The sequence below is a fragment of the Marivita sp. genome, from assembly GCF_051859345.1.
GTDB lineage: Bacteria > Pseudomonadota > Alphaproteobacteria > Rhodobacterales > Rhodobacteraceae > Marivita.
Map to the genome: position 1 here is coordinate 39,954 of NZ_JBHYFV010000020.1, position 22,774 is coordinate 62,727.

25 protein-coding genes and 1 tRNA gene are annotated in these 22,774 nt (G+C 60.4%); 13 read left to right on the forward strand and 13 right to left on the reverse strand.

The window, feature by feature from the left end; genetic code table 11:
• Nucleotides 1-30: 30 nt before the first annotated feature.
• Nucleotides 31-660 carry a histidine phosphotransferase family protein gene (locus ACTIEN_RS13555; RefSeq protein WP_439523683.1) on the forward strand — a complete coding sequence of 210 codons (630 nt, stop codon included), beginning with the start codon at nt 31-33 and terminating at the stop codon, nt 658-660.
• Here ACTIEN_RS13555 and ACTIEN_RS13560 read toward each other — a convergent pair.
• The 4 genes from ACTIEN_RS13560 to ACTIEN_RS13575 all read right to left on the reverse strand — a co-directional run bounded on the left by ACTIEN_RS13560 (nt 640) and on the right by ACTIEN_RS13575 (nt 4,910).
• On the reverse strand, nt 640-1,743 hold the full coding sequence (locus ACTIEN_RS13560; protein WP_439523684.1) for an acetoin utilization protein AcuC: 1,104 nt from the start codon (nt 1,741-1,743) through the stop codon (nt 640-642). The genes ACTIEN_RS13555 and ACTIEN_RS13560 overlap by 21 nt on opposite strands.
• Before the next feature lie 87 nt (nt 1,744-1,830).
• The gene (locus tag ACTIEN_RS13565) at nt 1,831-3,645 is read right to left on the reverse strand and encodes an ABC-F family ATP-binding cassette domain-containing protein (RefSeq protein WP_439523685.1); all 1,815 of its coding nucleotides are present in this window, start codon (nt 3,643-3,645) and stop codon (nt 1,831-1,833) included.
• Nucleotides 3,646-3,654: 9 nt separating this feature from the next.
• Complete coding sequence (locus tag ACTIEN_RS13570) at nt 3,655-4,455, reverse strand: GNAT family N-acyltransferase (protein WP_439523686.1); 801 nt, start codon at nt 4,453-4,455, stop codon at nt 3,655-3,657.
• Nucleotides 4,455-4,910, reverse strand: a complete 456-nt coding sequence (locus ACTIEN_RS13575; RefSeq protein WP_439523687.1) for an outer membrane protein assembly factor BamE — start codon at nt 4,908-4,910, stop codon at nt 4,455-4,457. Before ACTIEN_RS13575 ends, ACTIEN_RS13570 begins: the two co-directional genes overlap by 1 nt.
• An 87-nt stretch (nt 4,911-4,997) precedes the next feature.
• Between ACTIEN_RS13575 and ACTIEN_RS13580 the strand changes: the two genes are divergently transcribed.
• From ACTIEN_RS13580 to ACTIEN_RS13615, 8 genes are all read left to right on the forward strand, one after another.
• A complete protein-coding gene (locus ACTIEN_RS13580; RefSeq protein ID WP_439523688.1) occupies nt 4,998-5,555 on the forward strand; it encodes a YceD family protein in 558 nt (185 codons plus the stop codon).
• A gap of 166 nt (nt 5,556-5,721) precedes the next feature.
• Nucleotides 5,722-5,928, forward strand: a complete 207-nt coding sequence (gene rpmF, locus ACTIEN_RS13585; protein WP_085630687.1) for a 50S ribosomal protein L32 — start codon at nt 5,722-5,724, stop codon at nt 5,926-5,928.
• A 25-nt stretch (nt 5,929-5,953) separates the two neighbouring features.
• A complete protein-coding gene (plsX, locus tag ACTIEN_RS13590; RefSeq protein ID WP_439523689.1) occupies nt 5,954-7,063 on the forward strand; it encodes a phosphate acyltransferase PlsX in 1,110 nt (369 codons plus the stop codon).
• A complete protein-coding gene (locus ACTIEN_RS13595; protein ID WP_439523690.1) occupies nt 7,060-8,031 on the forward strand; it encodes a beta-ketoacyl-ACP synthase III in 972 nt (323 codons plus the stop codon). Before plsX ends, ACTIEN_RS13595 begins: the two co-directional genes overlap by 4 nt.
• 93 nt (nt 8,032-8,124) lie before the next feature.
• Entirely contained in the window at nt 8,125-8,427 is a 303-nt protein-coding gene (gene ihfA / locus ACTIEN_RS13600) for an integration host factor subunit alpha (protein WP_085630683.1), read from the forward strand.
• 5 nt (nt 8,428-8,432) lie between these two features.
• On the forward strand, nt 8,433-9,287 hold the full coding sequence (locus ACTIEN_RS13605; protein WP_439523691.1) for a MerR family transcriptional regulator: 855 nt from the start codon (nt 8,433-8,435) through the stop codon (nt 9,285-9,287).
• A 70-nt stretch (nt 9,288-9,357) separates the two neighbouring features.
• A tRNA-Pro gene (locus ACTIEN_RS13610) sits at nt 9,358-9,434 on the forward strand.
• 101 nt (nt 9,435-9,535) lie between these two features.
• Entirely contained in the window at nt 9,536-10,615 is a 1,080-nt protein-coding gene (locus tag ACTIEN_RS13615) for a 2'-deoxycytidine 5'-triphosphate deaminase (RefSeq protein ID WP_439523692.1), read from the forward strand.
• Here ACTIEN_RS13615 and ACTIEN_RS13620 read toward each other — a convergent pair.
• The 8 genes from ACTIEN_RS13620 to ACTIEN_RS13655 form a co-directional block, all read right to left on the reverse strand.
• A complete protein-coding gene (locus ACTIEN_RS13620; RefSeq protein ID WP_439523693.1) occupies nt 10,612-10,761 on the reverse strand; it encodes a hypothetical protein in 150 nt (49 codons plus the stop codon). The two genes, ACTIEN_RS13615 and ACTIEN_RS13620, sit on opposite strands and share 4 nt — an antisense overlap.
• A gap of 102 nt (nt 10,762-10,863) precedes the next feature.
• Complete coding sequence (gene scpB / locus ACTIEN_RS13625; protein WP_439523717.1) at nt 10,864-11,475, reverse strand: SMC-Scp complex subunit ScpB; 612 nt, start codon at nt 11,473-11,475, stop codon at nt 10,864-10,866.
• A gap of 40 nt (nt 11,476-11,515) precedes the next feature.
• Nucleotides 11,516-12,310 (reverse strand): segregation and condensation protein A, encoded by a 795-nt coding sequence (locus ACTIEN_RS13630; protein WP_439523694.1) that lies wholly within the window; start codon nt 12,308-12,310, stop codon nt 11,516-11,518.
• Nucleotides 12,307-13,320: a glycoside hydrolase family 3 N-terminal domain-containing protein gene (locus tag ACTIEN_RS13635; RefSeq protein WP_439523695.1), complete on the reverse strand. Its 1,014-nt coding sequence runs from the start codon at nt 13,318-13,320 to the stop codon at nt 12,307-12,309. Before ACTIEN_RS13635 ends, ACTIEN_RS13630 begins: the two co-directional genes overlap by 4 nt.
• Complete coding sequence (locus ACTIEN_RS13640; protein ID WP_439523696.1) at nt 13,317-14,303, reverse strand: SPOR domain-containing protein; 987 nt, start codon at nt 14,301-14,303, stop codon at nt 13,317-13,319. Before ACTIEN_RS13640 ends, ACTIEN_RS13635 begins: the two co-directional genes overlap by 4 nt.
• Before the next feature lie 74 nt (nt 14,304-14,377).
• A complete protein-coding gene (gene argS / locus ACTIEN_RS13645) occupies nt 14,378-16,123 on the reverse strand; it encodes an arginine--tRNA ligase (RefSeq protein WP_439523697.1) in 1,746 nt (581 codons plus the stop codon).
• A gap of 56 nt (nt 16,124-16,179) precedes the next feature.
• Nucleotides 16,180-18,009, reverse strand: coding sequence for a cation:proton antiporter (locus tag ACTIEN_RS13650; protein ID WP_439523698.1), 1,830 nt, complete (start codon nt 18,007-18,009; stop codon nt 16,180-16,182).
• A 12-nt stretch (nt 18,010-18,021) separates the two neighbouring features.
• A complete protein-coding gene (locus tag ACTIEN_RS13655) occupies nt 18,022-19,182 on the reverse strand; it encodes a deoxyguanosinetriphosphate triphosphohydrolase (protein ID WP_439523699.1) in 1,161 nt (386 codons plus the stop codon).
• 84 nt (nt 19,183-19,266) lie between these two features.
• Here ACTIEN_RS13655 and ACTIEN_RS13660 point away from each other — a divergent pair, with 84 nt between their 5' ends.
• A complete protein-coding gene (locus tag ACTIEN_RS13660; RefSeq protein WP_439523700.1) occupies nt 19,267-19,590 on the forward strand; it encodes a HesB/IscA family protein in 324 nt (107 codons plus the stop codon).
• A gap of 33 nt (nt 19,591-19,623) precedes the next feature.
• On the opposite strand, the gene ACTIEN_RS13665 is transcribed toward ACTIEN_RS13660, so the two are convergent.
• Nucleotides 19,624-20,700 (reverse strand): DUF6902 family protein, encoded by a 1,077-nt coding sequence (locus ACTIEN_RS13665; RefSeq protein WP_439523701.1) that lies wholly within the window; start codon nt 20,698-20,700, stop codon nt 19,624-19,626.
• Between the two features lie 73 nt (nt 20,701-20,773).
• Here ACTIEN_RS13665 and ACTIEN_RS13670 point away from each other — a divergent pair, with 73 nt between their 5' ends.
• The 3 genes from ACTIEN_RS13670 (at nt 20,774) to ACTIEN_RS13680 (ending at nt 22,751) form a co-directional block, all read left to right on the forward strand.
• On the forward strand, nt 20,774-21,232 hold the full coding sequence (locus ACTIEN_RS13670) for a hypothetical protein (RefSeq protein ID WP_439523702.1): 459 nt from the start codon (nt 20,774-20,776) through the stop codon (nt 21,230-21,232).
• Between the two features lie 419 nt (nt 21,233-21,651).
• Nucleotides 21,652-22,434 (forward strand): exodeoxyribonuclease III, encoded by a 783-nt coding sequence (xth, locus tag ACTIEN_RS13675; protein ID WP_439523703.1) that lies wholly within the window; start codon nt 21,652-21,654, stop codon nt 22,432-22,434.
• A 74-nt stretch (nt 22,435-22,508) separates the two neighbouring features.
• Nucleotides 22,509-22,751 carry a BolA/IbaG family iron-sulfur metabolism protein gene (locus ACTIEN_RS13680; RefSeq protein ID WP_439523704.1) on the forward strand — a complete coding sequence of 81 codons (243 nt, stop codon included), beginning with the start codon at nt 22,509-22,511 and terminating at the stop codon, nt 22,749-22,751.
• The last annotated feature ends 23 nt before the right edge of the window (nt 22,752-22,774 follow it).

Sequence of the window (22,774 nt, forward strand, 5' to 3'; positions counted from 1 at the left end):
CGGGCTCCTTGGTGTGTATTGGAGGATATAGTGCGTCATGACGACCCTTCACTGGCTGCATTGATCGGATCGCGGATTTGCCACGATCTGATTAGCCCAATTGGCGCAATTTCCAATGGGTTGGAATTGTTTGGTCTGGCGGGCGCGGCACCGGATGGTCCGGAAATGTCCCTGATCCAGCAAAGCTGCGACAACGCCACCGCGCGAATCCGCTTCTTCCGCATCGCTTTTGGCAGCGCCGGGGATAGCCGGCCTGTACCGGCCACAGAGGCGCGCAAGACATTGGCCGATCATTACGCAGCAACGCGGATCGCCACCGATTGGCATGTCACGGCGGATCTGGGGCGGGACGTGACCCAGTTGGCGTACCTGTCCGTTCTATGTCTCGAATCCGCCCTGCCAAAAGGCGGTCTCTTGTCGGTTGCGCTGGACGGATCCGCCTTGGTGAGCACGGCAGAGGCTGATATCGTGCGGACCGATACATCCCTCTGGACCGATCTGACCAATGGCTGCACCGGCGGACCGAAACACCTGCTGCCTACCGATGTGCAGTTTGCGCTGCTTGCCCGCCTCTGCGAGGATCACGGCATCACACCCGTGCTTGGGACACAGGCGGGACTGGCGCAATTGACACTCGCCCTACCCGGCAAGGACAGCTGAGCGCGCTTTCAGCATGGCAACCGTATGGCGCACCTGATCCGAAACCGGACCATGGCGCGGCGGATCAAGAAGCGTCGTCAACAGCGCCTCTGACGGTTGGGCTTTGCGGGTCCAGCCAAGGGCGCGCAAGATATCGGATGCGGGCGCGGGCAGTTGATCGGGAATGTCGTGCCCGGCGATGGTTGCCCAGACACAGGTCCAGGCGCGACCTACACTCCATGGGTTATAGCCTCCGCCTCCGGACACGATGAGCCGCGGTGCGAGGGACCGCAGCGCCGTTACGGCCCCAACATGGCAACGGTTTGAAAGAGCCAGCCGCGACAGCGGATCTTCGGTCACGGCATCTGCGCCACATTGCAGGTAAACCGCATCCGGCCTGTGACGGGACACGGCGGGCAGGATCACCTCGTTCAGGATCAGGTCGAACTCGGTATCATTGAACCCACTCGGCACGGGGATGTTGATGGCAGCGCCTTCACCATCATCGTCCAAAGCGCCCGTAAACGGCCAGCGCCGGTCTTCATGCACCGAAATCATCCGCACCGCCTCCGATCCGTTGAAGGCAACCGCCACCCCGTCGCAATGATGCGCATCAATGTCCACATAGGCGATACGGCGCAGCCCCATCGCGCGCAGACGCTGGATCGTCAGGACCGGTTCGTTGACATAGCAAAAGCCGTTTGCGCGATCCGGCAACCCGTGATGTGTGCCGCCGCCTGGGTTGTAGGCCACCCCACCGGTGCGCACGATCTCTGCCGCCAGCAGACCACCACCCGCCGCCGTTGCCGGACGGCGATAAACTTCGGGGAAAACCGGGTTCGACAAGGTGCCAAGCCCATGTGCGAGGTTTGGGCGCTGCGTGTCTTCCGCGGTCAGGAGCGCGTCGATATAGGCGTCGGTGTGAAAGCCCGAAAGCGCACCTGGCTTGGCGCAGGGGCTGGTGCGGTAACGCTCCGGGGGCAGCCAGTCCAGAGCCCGGCACAGGTCCATCACGGTCGGCACACGCGGGATCGACAGCGGATGACGCGCGCCATAGCTTGAGCCGCGATAAATCCGGGCGCCGATGAAGATGGGGTCACTCATGCGACGTCAGATAGGACGGTGCGCCACAGCGGCCATGCGGCGGATCAAAACGCGTCACCGCGTTTTGACCCTCCGTTGACGGAGGGTTCACCCGGCCTCGGCCTTTTCCGAAAGTTCCAGCCAAAGATCTTCTGCTTCGGCCAGCGCAGACTGACGTGCAACAAGCGCCTCGCTTGCTTTCTTGAATTTCAGCGGTTCCCGGCTGAACAGGTCCGGATCGGACATCAAGGTTTCGAGCTTGGCGATTTCCGCGGTCAGGCGGTCAATCTCGGCTGGCAGTTCTTCAAGTTTGTGTTTCTCGGTAAAGCTGAGACCGGATTTGGTTTTCTGCGCAGGCGCCGGTTTGGAGTTGTGCTTTGGCGCCGCGCGGGACGGGCTGTTGTCGACATCACCTTCGCCCCGCTGCGCGCGATAGTCGCTCCAGCCGCCGGCATAGACAGTGGCGCGGCCCCTGCCCTCCATCGCGATTGTGGTTGATGCGACGCGGTCCAGAAAATCGCGGTCGTGGCTGATCAGCAGGACGGTGCCGTCATAGTCGCCCAGCAGATCCTGCAACAGGTCCAGCGTTTCAACATCCAGATCGTTGGTCGGTTCGTCCAGAACAAGCAGGTTCGATTCCCGCGCCATGATCCGGGCCAACAGCAGACGGGCTTTCTCGCCGCCTGACAAGGACCGTACGGGCGCACGCGCCTGCGCTTCGTCGAACAGGAATTCCTTGAGATAGCCGACAACATGTTTGGGCATGCCGCGCACCATGATCTGATCCGCCTTGCCGGACACCCGCATCTCGGGATCCCCGGTCAGGTTCTCCCACAGGCTCAGATCGCCATTCAGCTGCGCGCGGGCCTGATCGAAGATGGCGGGCACAAGGTTCGTGCCCAGCCGGACCGATCCGGAATCGGGTTCAATCTCGCCGATCAGCATCTTGATGAGCGTGGTCTTGCCGACGCCGTTGGGGCCGACAAAGGCCACCCGGTCGCCGCGTTGCACCGTCAGAGAGAAATCGCGCACGATCACGGTGTCGCCGAAAATCTTGGTCAGGCCTTTGGCCTCGATCACCTTGCGGCCGGATTTCGGACCCGATGCAAGATCCATCGCCGCCGTGTCCTGCCTCTTGATCATGCTGCTGCGCTCCCCACGCAGCTCTTGCAGGGCGCGCACCCGGCCCATGTTGCGTTTGCGCCGGGCGCTGATGCCTTCGACGGCCCATCGTGCCTCGGACTTGATCCGGCGATCCATCTTGTGGCGCTGGAGATCTTCCTCTTCCCAGGTCTTGTCGCGCCAGACTTCGAAGTCCGAGAAGCCCTTTTCCCGGCGGCGCACCTGCCCCCGGTCAATCCACAGCGTGGCGCGGGTCAGTTCCGACAGGAACCGTCGGTCGTGGCTGATCAAGACAAAACCCTTGCGGGTGCGTTTGAGTTCTTCTTCAAGCCAGCCGATGGCCTCGATGTCGAGATGGTTTGTCGGCTCGTCCAGCAGCATCAGTTCGGGATCCTGCGCCATCAAGCGGGCCAGGGCCGCGCGGCGACGTTCGCCGCCCGACGCGGTGCTGACCAGACGGTCAGGATCGAATTTCAACCCCTCACCTGCGCGTTCGACCTTGTAAAGTTCGGACGGCTCCAGCCCGTGCATCGCAAACGCACCCAGCGTTTCGAATTCGCTGAGGTCGGGATCCTGTTCCATGTAACCGACGCTGACGCCGGGAGACACGACGCGGTCGCCTTTGTCTGCCTCGACCAGCCCGGCCATCACCTTCATCAGGGTGGATTTGCCCGACCCGTTGCGCCCGACCAGCGCCACCCGATCGCCGGGTTGCACCACAAGGCTGAGGTCGTGAAACACAGGGTCACCACCGAAGGTGAGCGAGATTTCGTTGAGTTGAAGAAGGGGGATGCTGGCCATGGCCTCGCGCTACGGCGCGGCGGGCGCAAGGTCAAGGGGCTTGGGTCGTGCAGATCGGGCAAGTTTCGCCAAAGCGCGCAGGCGGTGTTTGCGTGGTTCGGGAATGGCGTCGACGCACAGACCTGTGAACACATGCAGCGTGTCAAGCTGGGTGTCCTGCACCGCATGGTCGCTGACCCAGCCGCCCATGTTGAGATAGCTGCGCAAGAGGTGCGGAAGGGATGCCGGTCCAGCGCCGGTGCGTGGCAGGTCAATCGCCGTTGGGGACATCCGGTGCGGGCGCAGTGGGACCGGGCCGAGATGGTTCTCGCGCAACGCCGCAAGCGCGCTGCGGTGCTTTTCGGGCTGCGCGCCGCGAAACGAACTGCATCCGATCAGCATTCGCACACCCAGCGCGTCAACCATCGCGGCCAGTGCCGCCCATGCCAGTCGCAAGGCCGTTGCGTCTGAAGGACCGTCGCTTTGACAGACGCGACCAAGGTCCAGAAAGGGGCCCTGTAGCGTCGTCAGCGGGCTGAGATCGTAAAACTGGCCGGTATAAGTGTCTGCAAGGCCAGAGGCGTTTGGGATCAGACGCGCGCGGAACGCGACCTTCACCTGACCCGGAGGGGAATCGACCAGTCCGTGCAGGCAATCTGCGTCAAAGCGATCCTCATCCGGCTTGCCTTGTCCAAATGCCTTTGTCCGCAGGACCAGCGCCTGTTGACGGATGTCGGCGTCGCGGCTGATGACCGCGCGATATGCACCAAGCTGCAGACAGATCGAGTCGTCCCTGGCAGCGACAGAGCGCGCCGCTGCCGAGAGGGTCATCAGTTAAAGAAGTCAGCAGCGTTGATGCCGCCGATATTGCCGAACAATTTGCGGATGAAGCTGATATCGCCATCGCCGGACCGGGTGATGCGGCGTGTCAGTGGCACGACCTGTCCGTCTTCCAGACCGTAACGTTCGATGTTCTCGACCACGCCATCTGCGTCAAAGGTGATGGCCAGCACTTCGCGATCCACCACTTCGGGGCGTTGCCATGCAAAATGGCGCACATCGCTTTCGATGTAATAGAAGCCGGATTCGTTCAGGGTGCCGGATGTCGATGGCACGCCGATCAGGTCTTCCACCGTGCCGCGCGTGTCGACGCCCGGAACGATCTGCTGCAAGTCTTCTTCGGACGGGACATAGCCATGCGAGCGATAGCGCGCCGTGCAACCGGCAAGCGATATGCACAGAAGCGTCACAAGCCCGATCCTGAGTGTCGATCTGATGCCCTGCATGGCGCCTCTCTTGCGTTGGCGTTCACTGCCTTCTATCCCGATTACACGGCCTTGGGCCTGTGTTCAAGCAAAGGGTGCACACAAGATATGCCACAACAGGTTCCGAAACCCGGAGAATTTCGTGTCAGCGACTTGTCGGAGCAACGCGCGACGCCGTTCGATCTTCAACCTGACGCCGCGATGCGAGACGCAATCGGCGCGCAATTGACCCTGTCCGCGCTCAGGAAATTGCGCTTTACCGGTGAAATTTCGCCTGCTGGCGCGCGCGGATGGACCTTGACGGCCAAGCTGGGGGCGACGGTGGTGCAGCCTTGCGTTGTCACCTTGGCGCCGGTCACAACGCGGATCGACGAAACGGTGGAACGGGTCTACATGCCTGCCGATTATTTTGATCACCACGAGGCCGGGGCCGAAACGGAAATGCCCGAAGACACCAGCACCGAACCATTGGGCCACATCATTTCTGCCCATGCCGCGATGATCGAATCGCTGTCTCTTGCGCTGCCGCAATATCCCCGGTCACAAGAGGCGGAACTGGGGGAAGCGGTGTTTGCAGAAGACGGTGTGACACCTCTCAGGGACGAGGACACGAAACCCTTTGCAGGCCTGGCCGGGCTGCGGGACAAGCTGGATAAAAAGTCCTGAAGCAAGGCACCAGAAAACGCTTGCGGATTTCCCGTTTGCCCCTATGTTCGCGCCTTCATCCGAGGTGGGGGTTGTCACCCGGCCCGGTTTCCCCGTATGAGGCCGGACACACCCGAAACGCGGCATGGCGAGCATGCCACAGATTATATATAATTGAGGTTGAGACATGGCTGTCCAACAGAACAAAGTATCCAAGTCACGTCGCAACAACCGTCGCGCGCATGACGCTCTGGTTGCTGCGAACCCGAATGAATGTTCCAACTGTGGCGAACTGAAGCGTCCGCATCACGTTTGTCCGTCCTGCGGTCACTACGCGGATCGCGAAGTGATTGCACAGGCCGACGAAATCGACCTGGACGAAGACGCGGCATAAGCAACGATTGGGCGTATCCCTCCGAATGACCTCATCGCAGGATCATAAAAAGGTGGGTGATACGCCAATTGTGCTATCTATTGACGCTATGGGCAGCGATCTTGGGCCGGAGGCGATTGTCTCCGGCATGTCACGTTCTGCCAAGGCGAACCCGAATATCCGGTTTCTTGTCCACGGCCCGGAAGAAAAGCTGTCCAAGCTGATCGACCGAAGGAAGGCCTTGGTCGGACGGTGCGATATTCGGGATGCGTCCGGCGTGGTGTCGATGGAAGACAAGCCCAGCCAGATCATGCGCCATGGTCAGGAGACGTCGATGTGGGCGGCGATCGAATCCGTGCGCAACAAGGAAGCCACCGTGGCTGTCTCCTGTGGCAACACCGGTGCGCTGATGGCGTTGTCGATGATCCGATTGCGCAAATTGCCGGGTGTGAATCGCCCGGCCATTGCGATTCTGTGGCCGTCGCGCAATCCGCAGGGGTTCAACGTGATGCTGGATGTTGGCGCGGATGTCCGGGCCGATGCCAAGGACCTGTTGCTGTATGCGTTGATGGGCGTGTCCTATGCCCGCAACGGACTCGAGCTTGAACGCCCGCGGGTCGGATTGCTGAATGTCGGCACCGAAGAGCACAAGGGCCGCGCCGAACTGAAAGAGGCGCATGAGCTGATTTCCAAAGCGGCAGAGCGCGCCCAGTATGATTTTGTCGGTTTTGTCGAAGGCGGCGATATTCCCGGTGAAGCCTGTGACGTGATTGTCACTGATGGCTTCACCGGAAATGTCGCGCTGAAGACCGGTGAAGGCACTGCCTCGTTGATCGGGGACCGGCTGAAAGAGGCGTTTGCCCATTCGCCTTGGTCGCGACTGGCCTCTTTGCTGGCTCTGACGTCTTTGCGCCGCCTGAAGAAAAAGATTGATCCCCGCCGGGTCAATGGCGGGGTTTTTCTTGGCCTGAACGGCACGGTTGTCAAATCGCACGGATCGGCGGACGCGACCGGCGTTTCTGCCGCGATCAAGCTGGCGTTTCAACTGGCCCAATCCGGGTTTTCAGAACGGCTGGCCGCAAGATTGGCGTCGATCACAGATATTGCGTCGGACGCGACTGCCGATCCATCCACAACCGAGGAGAGCCCTAAATGACCACACGCGCGGTTGTCATAGGGCTGGGTCACTACCTGCCCGAGCGGGTTGTTCCAAATTCCGAATTCGAGGCGTCGCTCGACACGTCGGACGACTGGATCCGGTCGCGGTCCGGGATCGAACGTCGTCATTTCGCGGCTGACGGTGAAACCACCTCGGACCTTGCCACACATGCCGCGAAAAAGGCGCTGGCCGATGCCGGGCTTGAGGCAAACGACCTCGACGCGATCATCCTGGCCACATCGACCGCCGATCTTACCTTTCCGTCCGCTGCCACGATGGTGCAGGCATCTTTGGGCATGACACGCGGCTTTGCCTTTGATGTGCAGGCGGTGTGTGCCGGGTTCATCTATGCGATTGCGAATGCAAATGCGCTGATCGTGTCCGGTCAGGCCAAGCGGATCATGGTGATCGGGGCCGAGACCTTTAGCCGGATCATGGATTGGACAGACCGGTCCACCTGTGTCCTGTTCGGGGATGGGGCCGGTGCCGTGATCCTCGAGGCGCAGGACGGCGTAGGCGACAAGACAGACCGGGGCATTCTGTCGATTGATCTGAATTCCGACGGGCAACACCGCGATATCCTTTATGTCGATGGCGGCGTCAGCACGCAGACCACAGGGTTTCTGCGGATGCAGGGCAAAGAAGTCTTTCGTCACGCGGTCGAAAAGCTGGCTGCGACCGCAACCACTGCGATGGGCAAGGCCGACATTTCCAGCGAAGAGGTCGATTGGGTGGTCCCGCACCAGGCCAATGTCCGCATCATTCAGGGCACGGCGAAAAAGCTGGGGCTGTCGATGGACCACGTTGTCGTCACCGTTCAGGATCACGGCAACACCTCGGCAGCATCGATTCCCCTTGCCCTGTCGGTGGGCGTCGAACGCGGCCAGATCAAGCGAGGCGACGTGGTTGTCACCGAAGCGATTGGCGGCGGTTTGGCATGGGGCGCGGTTGTGCTTCGCTGGTGAGCGATTTCCCTCCAAAATCCTTCTCGCAAGCCATTGATATTGACTCGGAAAATCGCAAGGCTCATGTTGGTGCGAACTGAGGGGGTGTGGGTTATGGGACAAAAGACATTGACGCGGATGGACCTGAGCGAAGCGGTGTTTCGCGAGGTTGGACTGTCTCGCAACGAAAGCGCCGATCTCGTGGAAACGGTCTTGAACCACATGTCGGATGCCTTGGTCGAAGGTGAGCAGGTCAAGATATCGTCCTTCGGCACGTTTTCCATCCGTGACAAGGCGGCGCGCGTCGGGCGCAATCCGAAGACCGGCGAAGAGGTTCCGATCAACCCACGCCGTGTTCTGACCTTTCGCCCGTCGCATCTGATGAAAGACAGAGTGGCCGCAGGCAACAAGGGCTGACGGCCATGAGCAAATCCGCAGACGCCTTCCGCACCATCAGCGAAGTGGCTGAATGGCTGGACACGCCGGCCCATGTTCTGCGGTTCTGGGAAAGCAAGTTCACACAGGTCAAACCGGTCAAACGCGCTGGTGGCCGACGGTATTACCGCCCGGCTGACATGCGGCTGCTGGGCGGGATCAAAAAGCTGCTGCACGACGATGGCATGACAATCAAAGGTGTGCAGAAAATCCTTCGTGAACAAGGGATTAAGCACGTCTCCTCACTTTGTGCGTTAGATATGAGTGAAGAGGACGAAGCCGACCTGATCATGCTGGAAGAGGTGCCCGCCTCTGAACCTGTGGACACGGTCATTCCTTTTGCCAAGCCCGAAGTCGAAGAGATTGCAGAGCTGCCGGTTGCAGATGAACCGCTTGCCGAACCGCCTGCACTGGAAGACACGTCCGATGAGACCCCGGACCATTCGGAAACCGCAGAGCCGGTCAGTCATGGCGATGTGGCCGAAGAGGTGTCCGAAACTCCGGATCTGGAAGAACCGGAACCAGATCAGGACGCGGTAGAAGCCGCCCCAGAGACGCCCCCCGAAATGGAGGGCGATCAGCACGAAGAGGGTGAACCCGAGGACACGACCGAGGCCAACGCCCTGCCCGCCTTCTTGCAGCATTCAATGGATGACCGACGTTCAGAGGATGTCGAAGCTGAGACCGAAGTAACCACGCCACCGGAACCTGTCGCGCCGCCTGCCAGTATTGATCCAGTGCCCGGTGCCTTGACCCACCTATCCAGAATCACACGATTGTCCGCCGAATCGGCGCGCCAGATTGCACCGATGGCAGAGAAGCTGAAGGCACGCGCCGGTTAAGTGTCTGTCGGTGACGGACCGGAATTTCACACTTGCGGCCCGATCCAAAACCGTTATGACAGGCAGCAGTCGGGCTATGGCGCAGCCTGGTAGCGCGTCCGTCTGGGGGACGGAAGGTCGCAGGTTCGAGTCCTGCTAGCCCGACCAATCACATCATCCGCTATCACATCCACGCCTTTGCGAAATTCACCTCGCAAGGCGCGCAACCGCTTGCTATGCAAGGCAGAACGCGGATGGGGAATCCTGATATGACGGGCGTGTTGGCCAACCAGCAAATCACAGCGCTGATGGATCAGGGCATCATTGCCTCTGAGACGCCTTTCGTTGACGGGCAGGTGCAACCCGCCAGCCTTGATCTGCGGCTGGGCACAATCGCCTACCGTGTGCGGGCGTCGTTTCTTGCGGGCAAGGGGCGACGGGTTGAAGATCGGCTTGCGGACTTTGAGATGCACCGCATATCGCTGGACGGTGGCGCCGTCCTGGAAAAAGGCTGCGTCTATCTTGTGCCGCTGATGGAGCGGTTGGCACTGCCATCCGATATCAGCGCAGTGGCCAATGCCAAAAGCTCGACCGGACGGTTGGACCTGTTGACCCGTACGATCACCGATGAAGGCACCGAATTTGACCGTGTGACGCCGGGCTATTGCGGACCACTTTACGCGGAAATCTGCCCCCGCTCGTTTTCGGTTCTGGTGCGTCCGGGGATGCGGCTGAACCAGATCCGGTTCCGCAACGGGCAGTCCATCCTGACGGACGACACGCTAACCGCGTTACATGAAGAACAGACGCTTGTGACCGGCGGACCCGCTGTCATCAGCGATGGTCTGGGGTTTTCCGTTGATCTGAAACCCGAATCCGGCGATCTCGTCGGGTATCGCGCCAAGCCACATACCGGTGTGATTGATCTCGACAAGCTGGGTCATTACGCGCCGTCGGACTTCTGGGAAGAACTTCACACGACAAACGGGCGACTGATCCTTGATCCGGATGCGTTTTACATTCTGGTGAGCCGCGAGGCGGTGCATATTCCGCCCGACTATGCCGCTGAAATGGCCCCGTTTCTGGCAATGGTCGGGGAATTCCGCGTGCATTATGCCGGGTTCTTCGATCCGGGCTTTGGCCATGATGCGGCGGGCGGCACAGGATCGCGCGGTGTGCTTGAGGTGCGCTGTCACGAAGCGCCATTTGTGCTGGAACACGGGCAGATCGTCGGACGGTTGGTCTATGAACAAATGGACCAGTCCCCAAGCCAGCTTTATGGCGCGGGGATTGCATCGAATTATCAGGGACAGGGTCTAAAGCTGTCCAAACATTTCAAAGCGGATTAACGCTGCACGTCGTCGGGATGCTGCGGTGCCTTGCCTTGCGGTTTCTTGCGGCTTGAAAACGCGCTCATCCCGGCGTTGATTCCCGAATTCACCACGCGCCGCATCACCGTGCGCATCACCATGTTTATAATCGTATTGAGGTTCATGTCGTCCTCCTTTTCCTGCGTTTCAGACTGCCTCGACGCATTAGATAGTGGGAAAATACGTCCATTCTTTGGCAGTTTCCCTAACCTTTCCGTGAACCCGCGTCAGTCTTCGAACAGTTCGGACTGCCCTTCTTCGGTCTCTTCCTCGGCATCGACGTCGCCTTCGCCCATTTGAGGCATGAGGCCCGGTGGTGGGCGATTTTCCAGAAGACCCGCTGCACGCAGTTCCTTGAGGCCCGGCAGATCACGCGCCGATTCAAGGCCGAAATGGTCGAGAAAATCCTGCGTGACGACAAACGTCACCGGTCGCCCCGGCGTCATGCGACGGCGACCAAAGCGGATCCACTCCATCTCAAGCAGCTGATCCACCGTGCCGCGGCTGACCGAGACCCCCCGGATTTCTTCGATTTCAGCGCGGGTGACGGGTTGATGATAGGCGATGATAGCCAGCGTTTCAATCGCGGCGCGGCTGAGTTTTCGGGTCTCAACCGTCTCTTTTTGCATGAGAAACCCAAGGTCAGGTGCCGTGCGGATGGCCCAGGCATCGCCCACTTTGACAACGTTGACACCCCTGCCCTCGTAGCGTTTGCGCAGATAGACCAGCGCTTCGGCGGCGTCCGATCCGTGCGGCATGCGGTCGTTCAAGTCCTTCACCGTGACGGGTTCGACCGTGGCGAACAGGATGGCTTCGACCATCCGTTCCTGTTCGCCCATCGGGGGCGCTTCGAACAGGCTTTCTTCGATGTCAGGGATATCAACCACCGCGCGGCTCCCTTCGGCGCAGTTCAATGGGCGCAAACATGTCCGACTGGCGCAGTTCGACCTTGCCCTCTTTTACAAGCTCAAGCGACGCGGCAAAGGTCGAGGCTGTGGCGGATCGCCAACGCCCCGGATCAGCGTTCCAGCCCTCGGGCATGTAGGACGAGATATCTGTCCAGGTGCCAGCAAATCCGATCAGGCCGCGCATGCGCTCAAGCGCCTGCTCCATGGTGAACACCGCGTCGCGATCCATCACGAAGGGGCGGAATTCGTCTTTGGTGCGGATCCGGGCATAGCCCTGCATCAGGTCAAGCAGCGTCGCGGTGTAATGTACCTTGCGCACCCGTGCGACCCCTTCAGGCAGGCCACGGGCGAAGAAATCACGCCCCATCTGGTCCCGACCCATCAACCGGGCCGCCACGTCGCGCATCGCCTGAAGCCGTTCAAGCTGAAACGCCAGGTGCGCGGCCAAATCTTCGCCAGTCGGGCCGTCCTCGGTTGGATCGGGGGGCAGAAGCAGCCGGGATTTCAGGAAGGCCAGCCATGCCGCCATCACCAGATAATCCGCCGCCAGTTCGATACGCAGCGCCTTGGCCTGTTCGACAAAAGCCAGGTATTGCTTCGCCAGTTGCAACACGGACACCTTGCGCAGATCGACTTTTTGCGTGCGACTGAGGGACAGAAGCAGATCAAGCGGGCCTTCGAATCCGTCGACGTCGACAATCAGCGCCTCGGCCGCAAGCCGGTCCGCAACTGTTGTATCAAAGTCGTCTGATGTGGCTTCGCTCATGCACCGCGCCCTTGCTCCAGTTCTGCAAGCTTGGCTTTGAGCGCTGCAATGTCAACATCCTCGGGCGTTGGGCGGCGCGCCAATGTGGCTTCTGCGCGGGTCTGACTTGCCGGGGGCATCGTGCCGATCCGATCCATCAGGGCGATGCGTTCCTCAAGATCGCCGTTGCAATGCAGGATCACGTCACAGCCGGCCTGCATCGACGCCGCGCCCCGTTCCGGGACCGTTCCCGACAGCGCCTGCATCGAGATGTCGTCGGTCATCAGGAGACCGGCAAACCCCAGGTCCTCGCGGATGCGGCGGATCATGCTGGCGGATGTGGTGGCGGGTTGGGTTTCGCCCAAAGACGTGTAGACCAGATGCGCGGTCATCCCCATCGCAACATCGCCAAACGGCGCGAAGGCGGCAAAGTCGATGGCGGTCAGGGTTGTTTCCGGGGCGTCGATGCGCGGCAGGTCCAGATGGCTGTCCATCTGCGCCAGCCCATGTCCGGGGATGTGTTTCACAACCGGGAACACGCCGCCTGACAGGTGTCCCTCGACAACGGCCCGCCCAATTTTTACCACTTGGTCAAGATGTGACCCATAACAGCGATTGCGCAGGAACGGGTGCGTTTCGGGACGCGCAATATCCAGCATCGGCGCGCAATTTGCGTCTATGCCAAGTTCTGTCAATTCATGGGAAATGATCTGGTAACGCAGGCGCATGCCGTCAACGGCGTGATCGCCCAGCAGTGTCACATGATCCAACGGAGGCAGCCAGTCGGTTGCCAAAGGCGCGCGCAAGCGTTGAACGCGGCCGCCTTCCTGATCAATGAAGATGGGCGCGGCCCACCCGACGGTGTCGCGCAAGTCCGAGGTCAGCGCACGGATTTGATCGTGGTCTTCGAGATTGCGATCAAACAGGATGAACCCGAACGGATTGGCTTTGGCAAAGAACGCCCGCTCATCCGATGTCAGGTGTGCGCCGTCACAGCCATAAATCGCAGCGCCGAACGGTTTGGATGTCACCGGCTGACCACGGGAATGCAGTCTGCCCCTTCGGCCACAAGCGCAGCACAAAAGCGGCGCGAGTCGCTCAGATCGGCGAAACCGTGTGCGCGCAGGCGATAGAAAATCCGTCCACCCGACGTGGCCTCTTCGACAACGCGTTCCTTGTCGTCAAGGTATTCACCAAAGCGCGCCATCAGGGTGGCCCATTGCTCGCGCGCGATTTCGGGACTGTCATAGGCCCCGAATTGCACCAGCCGTGTGCCGGCGGGAATGTCGCCCGGATCGCGTTCGGCAACGCCCGGATCAGAGGACGGTTGCACCGGCATGGACAGCGAGGCCAGTTGCAGACCATCGGGGCGCTGCGCCGGACGCAACGAACGGGCAACCCCAGGAACGGACATCGGTATGGTGTTTGTTGCCGACGCCAGCTCTTGCGTGTCGTCGGATTCATCGAACAGTTCGGTTTCAGGTGCTGGATCAAGCTGTTCAAACGGTTTGGCATTTGCCGCGATCTGATCGGCAAGTGCCTTGATCGGATCGTCAGCATTGGCGATATCGGTGAGGGCCAGCGCAGGTGCCTCGGTCACGGCATCCTGGCGCAGCGACGCCAGCGCCACTTCTTCACGTTCGCTGAGATCAGAGGCGTCGGGCGCTTCTGCAACAACGGTGTCTTCTTCCGTGATGTCCAGCGGACGCGGGGCAAGAACGATCTGTTCCGGAGGCGGCGCTGAGGTGCCGGTGCCTGCGATGTTGTTCACGGCCAGGCCTTCGTGACGTGCGATCTGACCTCCCGGATTGTCGGGGGCAACGCGCATCGGTCCTTCGATGGCCTGCACCACCGGAACACCCGAGACATCGCGCACGATCAGCCGATATCCCCAGACCGCCACTCCGACAACCAAGGTCAGCGAGAGTGCTGCGCCAGCCCAGTTTGCCGCCGAGGCCAAGTTGCCCGACGTGCCTTCCCCGCGTGCGGGGCCCGTCATATGCGTGTTTGCCATGTCCGCCTCATTGCCCGGCGGTCAATGCCACCGGTGGTTTCTTGCCTTCGCCTCACCCAGCCATGGCGCTTTTGTCAGCGCATTTCTTCGACTGGAGTGACACCCAAGATACCAAGGCCTGCGGAAATAACAACAGAGACAGCCCGCGCGAGGGCGATTTTCGCCTGTGTCGCGTCGGTGTTGCCTTCCTGCAAAAACCGCAGGCCGGGCACATCGTTGCCCTTGTTGTAAAGCGCGTGCAGATCGGACGAAAGTTCGTAGAGGTAGAACGCGATCCGGTGCGGTTCATTTGTACGCGCCGCGATTTCCACCAGACGCGGCCATTCGGCCAGTTTGCGCGCGACGGCGAGTTCGCTGTCGTGAGTCATGTCCGACAGGTCGATCCCGGCCAGCGTGACATCGCCCACGTCGATCCCGGCATCGCGTGCCTTGCGCAGAACGGAATGCACACGGGCATTGGCGTATTGCACATAGAAGACCGGGTTGTCCTTGGACTGTTCCAGCACCTTGTCGAAATCGAAATCCAGCGGCGCGTCGTTCTTGCGGGTCAGCATGTGAAAGCGGGTCACGTCCGGGCCGACCTGTTCGACCACATCGCTCAGGGTGACAAACGTCCCTGCCCGCTTGGACATCTTGAACGGCTCACCATTCTTGAACAGCTTCACAAGCTGCGTCAGCTTGATGTCCAGCGGTGTCTTGCCATTCGACAACGCCGAAACAGCCGCCTTCATCCGCTTGACGTAGCCGCCATGATCCGCGCCAAAGACGTCGATCAAAAGGTCATAGCCGCGCTGCACCTTGTCATAGTGATAGGCGATGTCGGGCGCGAAATAGGTCCAGGCGCCGTCCGATTTCATGATCGGCCGGTCCACGTCGTCGCCATGTTCGGTCGACTTGAACAGAGTCTGTTCGCGCGGTTCCCAGTCTTCGGGTTTCTTGCCCTTGGGTGGCTCAAGCGTGCCGCGATAGATCAGGCCCTTGCCGTCCAGATCCTTGATGGCAGCTTCGATCAGGCCGGTGCCGTACAGCGATTTTTCACTGAAGAAGCGGTCCATCTCGACACCCAGCATGCCAAGGTCGGCCCGGATCAGCATCATCATCGCGTCGGTGGCGAAATCGCGCACCTCTTCCAGCCACACCTCTTCGCGCTGGCCGATATAGGCGTCGCCCACCTTGTCCTTGAGCGCCTCGCCGACCGGGATCAGGTAGTCGCCGGGATAGGTGCCGTCTTCGAAGGCCACATCCTGCCCATGCGCTTCGAGATACCGCAGGTAGACTGACCGGGCGAGCACATCGACCTGTGCGCCGCCATCATTGATGTAGTATTCGCGCGTGACGTCATAGCCAGCGTAATCCAGCAAGGACGCCAGCGCATCGCCAAAGACCGCACCGCGCGTATGGCCGACATGCAACGGGCCGGTGGGGTTGGCGGACACATATTCCACGTTGACCTTTTTGCCCTGCCCCATGGTGGATTTGCCGTAATCGACACCCGAGGTCAGGATCGCCTTTGGCAGTACCTGCCAGACCGCATTTCCCAGACGCAGGTTGAGGAACCCCGGACCGGCAACCTCGGCGCTGGCGACGCGCGGGTCGGCGGACAGTCTGGCGGCCAGCGCCTCGGCGATATCGCGTGGTTTCTGTCCCGCAGGCTTGGCCAGCACCATCGCGGCATTGGTCGCCATGTCGCCATGCAACGGATCGCGCGGCGGTTCGACCGTTACATTGGCAAAATCCAGACCGTCCGGCAGCGTCCCATCGGCCACCATCGCGGTCAGGGTGTCGATCACAAGCGCCCGGATATCGGAAAAGAGGTTCATGTCATGCGTCCTTTGTTCGGCATGTCCTCTATCACCTTGGCGCGCGGCGTCAAATGTCAGGCTTGCCCTTCGGCTTTTGCGCGATGCTCTTTCATTGGAAGCATCGCGATCAGGCGGGTTCCCTTGGTCTCTTTCGGATCATCCTTGGGGCCCAGAATGCGCAATGTGCCACGCGGACCGATATCGGCAAGGGGAATGCCTTTGGGATGGATGTCACGCCAATCCTGCAATGTGAATTCGTCAGACAAGGTGGTCGACCGGAACTCCCAGCCATCCCACATGCGCCGTTGCACCTGCCAATAGGTTTCGCCGGAGCCAATGGCCCGCCCACCCAGTTTCGGCGGCAAGGCATAGCGCGCAGATTCCGAAGTGTCGCGGTTGAGTTGAAACACGTTCTCGCGCCCGAATTCCGGCGCAAGATCGGTGGCGACAAGGGTGTTGTAGGCGTCATTGTCCGTGGCGGCGATCACCGTTGCATAGGCCATCAGGTCAAGCCGGTTCTCTGCCCCTTCGGACAGGATATCCCCGGTGTAGATTTCAAGCCCGGCTTCGCGGGCTTCGCGCAGGTGGCTGCGGTTGGGGTCGGAAATCATCACCGGCATGTCCAGCTTTTTCAAAAGCGTACCCAGTTCAACCGACCACCGGTTTCCGCCAACGATCAGAACGCCGGGTGTGCTTGACGCGTTCAGGCCCAACAGGCGCGCAATCGGTTTGAGCGTGAAACCGTGCAGCACCACCGTGCCTGCAACCAGCGCAAAAGCGAGACTTGAGATCTGCGCCGCGTCTTCGATGCCCGCCTGCACCAGTCGATCCCCGAACAGTCCGGCCACAGCCACAAGGACAACGCCGCGCGGACCGGTGAAGGCGACAAGCAATCGTTCGGCCCACGGGACGTTCGAAAACGCCAGCGAGACAAGCACCGTCACAGGACGCGCGATCAGGATCACCGTCACAACTGTCGCCACGGTCTGCCAGTTCATGCTTTGCAGGGTTTCGCGGGTCATGTTGGCGGCCAGCAGGATGAAGACGCCCGACACCAGCAGGATCGTCGCGTGTTCCTTGAAACGGTGCATCTCGGCATGGCTGGGCAGATGGGCGTTGGCGATCCAGACCCCCATGATCGTGACCGCCAGAAGCCCACTTTCATGCAAGAGCGAATCCGAGACGGCAAAGGCCACCAGCACGCTGACAAAAAGCACCGGAACCTTCATGTATTCCGGCACCCAACCCTGCGAGAAGGATCGCGCGACGCCCCATCCGGCGATGATCCCGATCAATGTCGCCACGACGATGCCGATGGCAAGCTCCCAAACGGCTTCGCTTACGGTTGTTGCGGTCTGCCAGACCAGAACAACTTCGAACGCCAGAACGGCGGCCAGCGCACCTGCAGGGTCATTGACGATCGCTTCCCATTGCAAGAGCGCCGCCGGACGACGTTTGAGCCGGGCCTGTCGCAGCAAGGGGGCAATCACCGTGGGACCGGTGACAATCATGATGCCACCGAACACCGACGCGGTCGCCCAGCTAAGACCGCCGATATAATGCAGGACCGACGCCGACATCAGCCATCCGACCGGCCCGCCGATGATGACAAGCCGTTTGACGCCGACAGCGGCATCGGTGAGCGACTTGAAGTTCAGCGTCAGACCACCTTCGAACAGGATGATCGCCACGGCAATGGCCACAATCGGTTGCAGCAAATCCCCCATTGCCACCGAGGGATCAAGAATGCCGAAGACCGGACCAACCAGAAGGCCTGCCACCAGCATCAACACGATAGCGGGCAGGTTCAACCGCCAGGCAAGCCATTGCGCACCCACGCCCAAAGCGCCGACCAGCGCGAAAGCGGTGACCGGATTCAAACCGGCATCGGTTGGTGTTGCCATTGTCTGCTTTCCTCAAGACCTTGCCGAAACCACGTCAGACCCTGTCAGGCGCGCGTGCTCCTGCAGGGCAAACCGGTCGGTCATTCCGGCAATGTAATCCGAAACGATGCGTGCGAGTTCCGTGTCAGAGCGAATTTCCGCAACATCCTTGCGCCATTGCTTGGGCAAGAGCGACGGATCGGACATGAACAGAGGGAAAAGTTCGTTGATCACCTTGGTGACTTGTGCCCGCATTTCAACAACATCCGGCGCGCGGTACATGCGATGGAACAGGAAGGTGCGGATGATCTTGAGGTCCGACCAGAGCGACGGGGAAAACTGCACCATCATGCGCCCTGCCGCGCGGATGTCTTCCGGGGTCTGTGGCGAAAGGTCTTTCAGGTTGGCTTTGGTCACGGTGATCACGTCGGCGACCAGCAGACCAAAGAATCGCCGCAGCGCCTCGTGGCGGCGACGGTAATAGTTGAGGTCCGGGTAAAGGCGATCCACCTCGTTGAAACAATCACTTACGATGGGAAGTTCGGCCAGTTCATCGGTCGAGAACAGCTCGGCCCGCAACCCGTCATGCAGGTCGTGGTGATTGTAGGCAATGTCGTCCGACAGGGCGGCCACCTGTGCCTCGGCACTGGCATGGGTATGCAGTTCCAGATCGTGCCGCGCGTTGTAGGCGGCCAGCGCGTGGGGGATCGGTTCCCCCACCGGGCCGTTATGTTTCGCAATGCCTTCAAGGGTTTCCCAGGTAAGGTTCAACCCGTCGAAATCCGCGTAGTGACGTTCCAGCGACGTCACGATACGGATCGCCTGCGCGTTGTGATCGAACCCGCCATAAGGCTGCATCAGCGCGTTCAGCGCGTCTTCACCGGTATGTCCAAACGGTGTGTGACCCAGATCATGCGCCAGGGCCACCGCCTCGGTCAGTTCCAGATCAAGGCCCAAAGTCTTGGCGACGGTGCGCGCCACCTGCCCCACTTCGATGGAATGGGTCAACCGCGTGCGGAAGTAGTCACCTTCATGTTCGATGAAGACCTGTGTCTTGTGTTTGAGCCGCCGAAACGCCGAAGCGTGGATGATTCTGTCCCGGTCACGCTGAAAACACGAGCGGAATTCACTTTCCTCTTCCGGGTAAAGCCTGCCCCGCGACTTGCCCGGGTCGCACGCAAATTGCGCCGTCATCGTCGCACCGCCTGTTCTTGTTACCTGTCCCTTTCGGCCTTATATTGAAGCCGAGCCGTAATTTAAAGCAAACCCGAGGGTGACATGCAGCTTCCTCCAAAAGTCACAGACCGCGCCTTTGAGCGGCTGTCTGAAATCGGTGCCAACTCTGACGGCAAAGCCCTGCGCGTGGCGGTCGAAGGTGGGGGGTGTTCCGGGTTCCAGTACGAGATCAAGCTGGATGATCCATCCGAGGATGATCTGGTGCTTGAAGGACAGGGCGAACGGGTTGTGGTGGATTCGGTGTCGCTGCCGTTTCTGGCAAATGCGGTGATCGACTTTTCCGAAGAATTGATCGGGGCGCGGTTCGTGATCCAGAACCCGAACGCCACATCCTCTTGCGGATGCGGCACCAGCTTTTCGATGTAGCTTCGGGCGGTGCCTGTTGGCCAGCGCCCCCTGTCAGTGCAGACGCTTTGGCGTGTCTGCGCGGGCGAATCCCTGAAAGAAATCCTCGAAGTGAACAGAGGATGTCTCGGCCTGGGCAAGCACAGTCATGGCTTCGGGTGACAGCGTGTCCTCCATTTGAGGGCGCATGCTGATCCAGTCGCCGCTGCGGGCATCGTCGAGGTTGAACATCGCCTCTGACATCTCGCGCATCGGGGTGGCCCGCGACGGACTGTGATCAAAGCGCATCCGGTCATGGACAAAGCCTTTGGCAAACGCTGCGTCGCCGCTTACGGCCTGATGCCAATTGCACACCAGAAATTCGTGGTAATCGTCCTGCACGCTGACGGTCGGGCCATCGGTTATGGCAAACAGCGCGGTTTCGCGCTTGAGCCAATTGGTCCAGAGCGCCGGTGGCGTTTCCCCCGCATAATGCAGCGCGATGCAGATCTCGGACAGCAGATCGGCGTTCTGTTCGATGAAGGCCAGCAGACCGGCAAAATGCAGACTGCGCTTGGCTGCATCCCCAAGAAGCGGATCGCGGCGGCCATATTCGCTTAGGTAAAAGACCAGATGCGTCAGCTCGTAAGCTGCCTTTTTGTTGGGCAGCGCAAACGTGTCCGAGCGGGCCATGAAGGTGCGGGCGCGCTGTTCAAGCGCCGCGATGTCATTCGTCGCAACGACGCCGCGACGGGACATCAGCCGCACCGCTTCCAATCGTTGCAGATCGGACAGTTCGGCCTGCGGCAGGTTCTGTTGATGTGCCCAGTCCACCAGTTGCGCCGCATGTGTTCCCGGCATGCCAAGGTCTTCCAGATCAAGGGCGATTGACAGGAAGAAGCGGTAATATTGCGGGAAAAAGCGCATACGCTTTTCAAGGCTGGCATAGAACGGCGCGTAGGCGTCCAACGCGTCTGCGCCCGGTTTGGTGCCTGTGCATTCCAGAATGTTCAGGATTTCGGCGTTTTCCTTGAGCCAGAACACGTCATCGCCAAAACGCCGGTGTTCGGCAAAACAGCTCAGAAGCGCGCCGAGACGCGCTTCCTGCGGGTTGATCCGGGACGGGGGGGTGAGTTGGATAACGTTGGTCATATCCGAATCTCCTTCAAAGGGTCAAAGGACGGGCCGACCCGTCCCGGGTCAGTGCGTCGCTTACGAGCCGGATGTGAAAAGCGCGCAGCCTTCGCCGTCCGCCGTGGATTCAGCTGTCACAGGGCTTGAACCCGACGTGAACGCTTCAACCGCGTCACCTGTGCGGGCATCGGATGTGGTCGGCGCGGAACCCGACGTAAACGCCTCGACCGCGTCACCTGTACGGGCATCGGATGTGGTCGGCGCGGAACCCGACGTGAACATCTCGACCGCGTCACCTGTGCGGGAATCGGATGTGGTTGGCGCGGAACCCGACGTGAACAGCTCTACCGCGTCACCAGTGCTGGCCAGGGTGCTTTGCGGGGCGGAACCAGAAGTGAACAGGCCCGTTGCGTCGCCTGTAAATGTGGCGGTGCTGGTGGCCGGGGACGATCCCGAGGTGAACATGTCCACCGCGTCGCCCATCAAAGCGTCTGCACACGTCATGGGTGCAGAGCCGGATGTGAACATCGCGGTTGCGTCGCCGCCATGAATATCACTGTCACCTGTGAATTTGCGCTGATTTTCAATGAGGTTTTCGGTAATCTGGATTTTACGAACTGCGGTCATGGTGCCCTCCTGTGGCTTGGTTGATGAACTCAGGCTGGCACGCAAAAATTGAATTGTAGAAGGGGAAATATCGCTAAACGTGTGTTGCCAAAAGTTATCCACATGAGGATTCTCCCATAGGTTGTTTTCAAATCATGGGTCCTCGAGTTATCAACAGAAGCGAGATTTCTGGGGATAACTTTTTCCCGTGTCGGCACGCGGCCTTGAAGGGACTTGCCGTCCGGTGAAAACCACTGCGACTCAGCGCGTTGCGGCGAGAAATTCAAAGCCCGATTCGTCGCGATCGCGGCTTGTATGGCCCGCTTCTTCTTGGGATAGAGAGAGCAATCCGGGAGGTCGCACATGAAAATCGCCACGTTCAACATCAACGGTATCAAAGCCCGCCTGCCCGCTTTGACCGACTGGCTGACCGAAAGCGCGCCAGACGTGGCCCTGTTGCAAGAGATCAAGTCGGTGGACGACGCCTTCCCGCGAGAGGCGCTGGAGGATCTGGGCTACACGGTCGAAACCCACGGCCAGAAAGGATTCAACGGGGTGGCCATCCTGTCGAAGCTGCCGCTTGAGGACGTGACCCATGGTCTGCCCGGTGATGACAGTGACGAACAGGCGCGCTGGATCGAATCGACGGTCATCGGAGAGTCGCAGGCCGTTCGGGTGTGCGGGCTGTATCTGCCCAACGGCAACCCTGCCCCCGGCCCGAAATACGAGTACAAACTGGCCTGGATGCAGCGGCTTGAGGCGCGTGCGCGGGATCTTCTGGCGGATGAAATGCCTGCTTTGATGGCTGGCGACTATAACGTCATCCCACAGGCCGAAGATGCGGCAAAGCCCGAAGCCTGGAGAGATGACGCGCTGTTCCGACCTGAATCGCGCGCTGCGTTTCGCCGGGTTGTGAACCTTGGGTATACCGAAGCCTTCCGCGCCTGTACCCAAGGTGGCGGGCATTATTCCTTCTGGGATTATCAGGCTGGCGCGTGGGAGCGGAACAACGGTATCCGCATTGATCACTTTCTGCTGACACCCTCCTGCGCCGACTTGTTGACCGAGTGCTGGATCGAAAGCGCGGTGCGTGGACGGGACAAACCGTCGGATCATGTTCCCGTGTGGATCTCGCTGACCGCCTGACCATCTGCTTGCCTTGCGCAACGTCCATCTGCGACATACATCTTTGGCAAAGTTCAATCACGGAGAGCAGCCACATGGCCATACAAGCCCAGGAAATCGAAGAGCTGATCCGCGCAGAGTTTCCGAACGCCAAGATCACGATCACCGATCTGGCGGGCGACGGAAACCATTATGCGGCAGAAGTTGTTGACGAAAGCTTCAAAGGCAAGAACCGGGTCCAGCAGCAACGCGCCGTGTACGCCGCGCTCAAGGGCAAGATGGATGGCGCCAACGGAGAACTGCACGCACTGGCGCTGACGACGAAGGCTCCGGCGTGATGTCACCGCGCGCCCGCACCTGT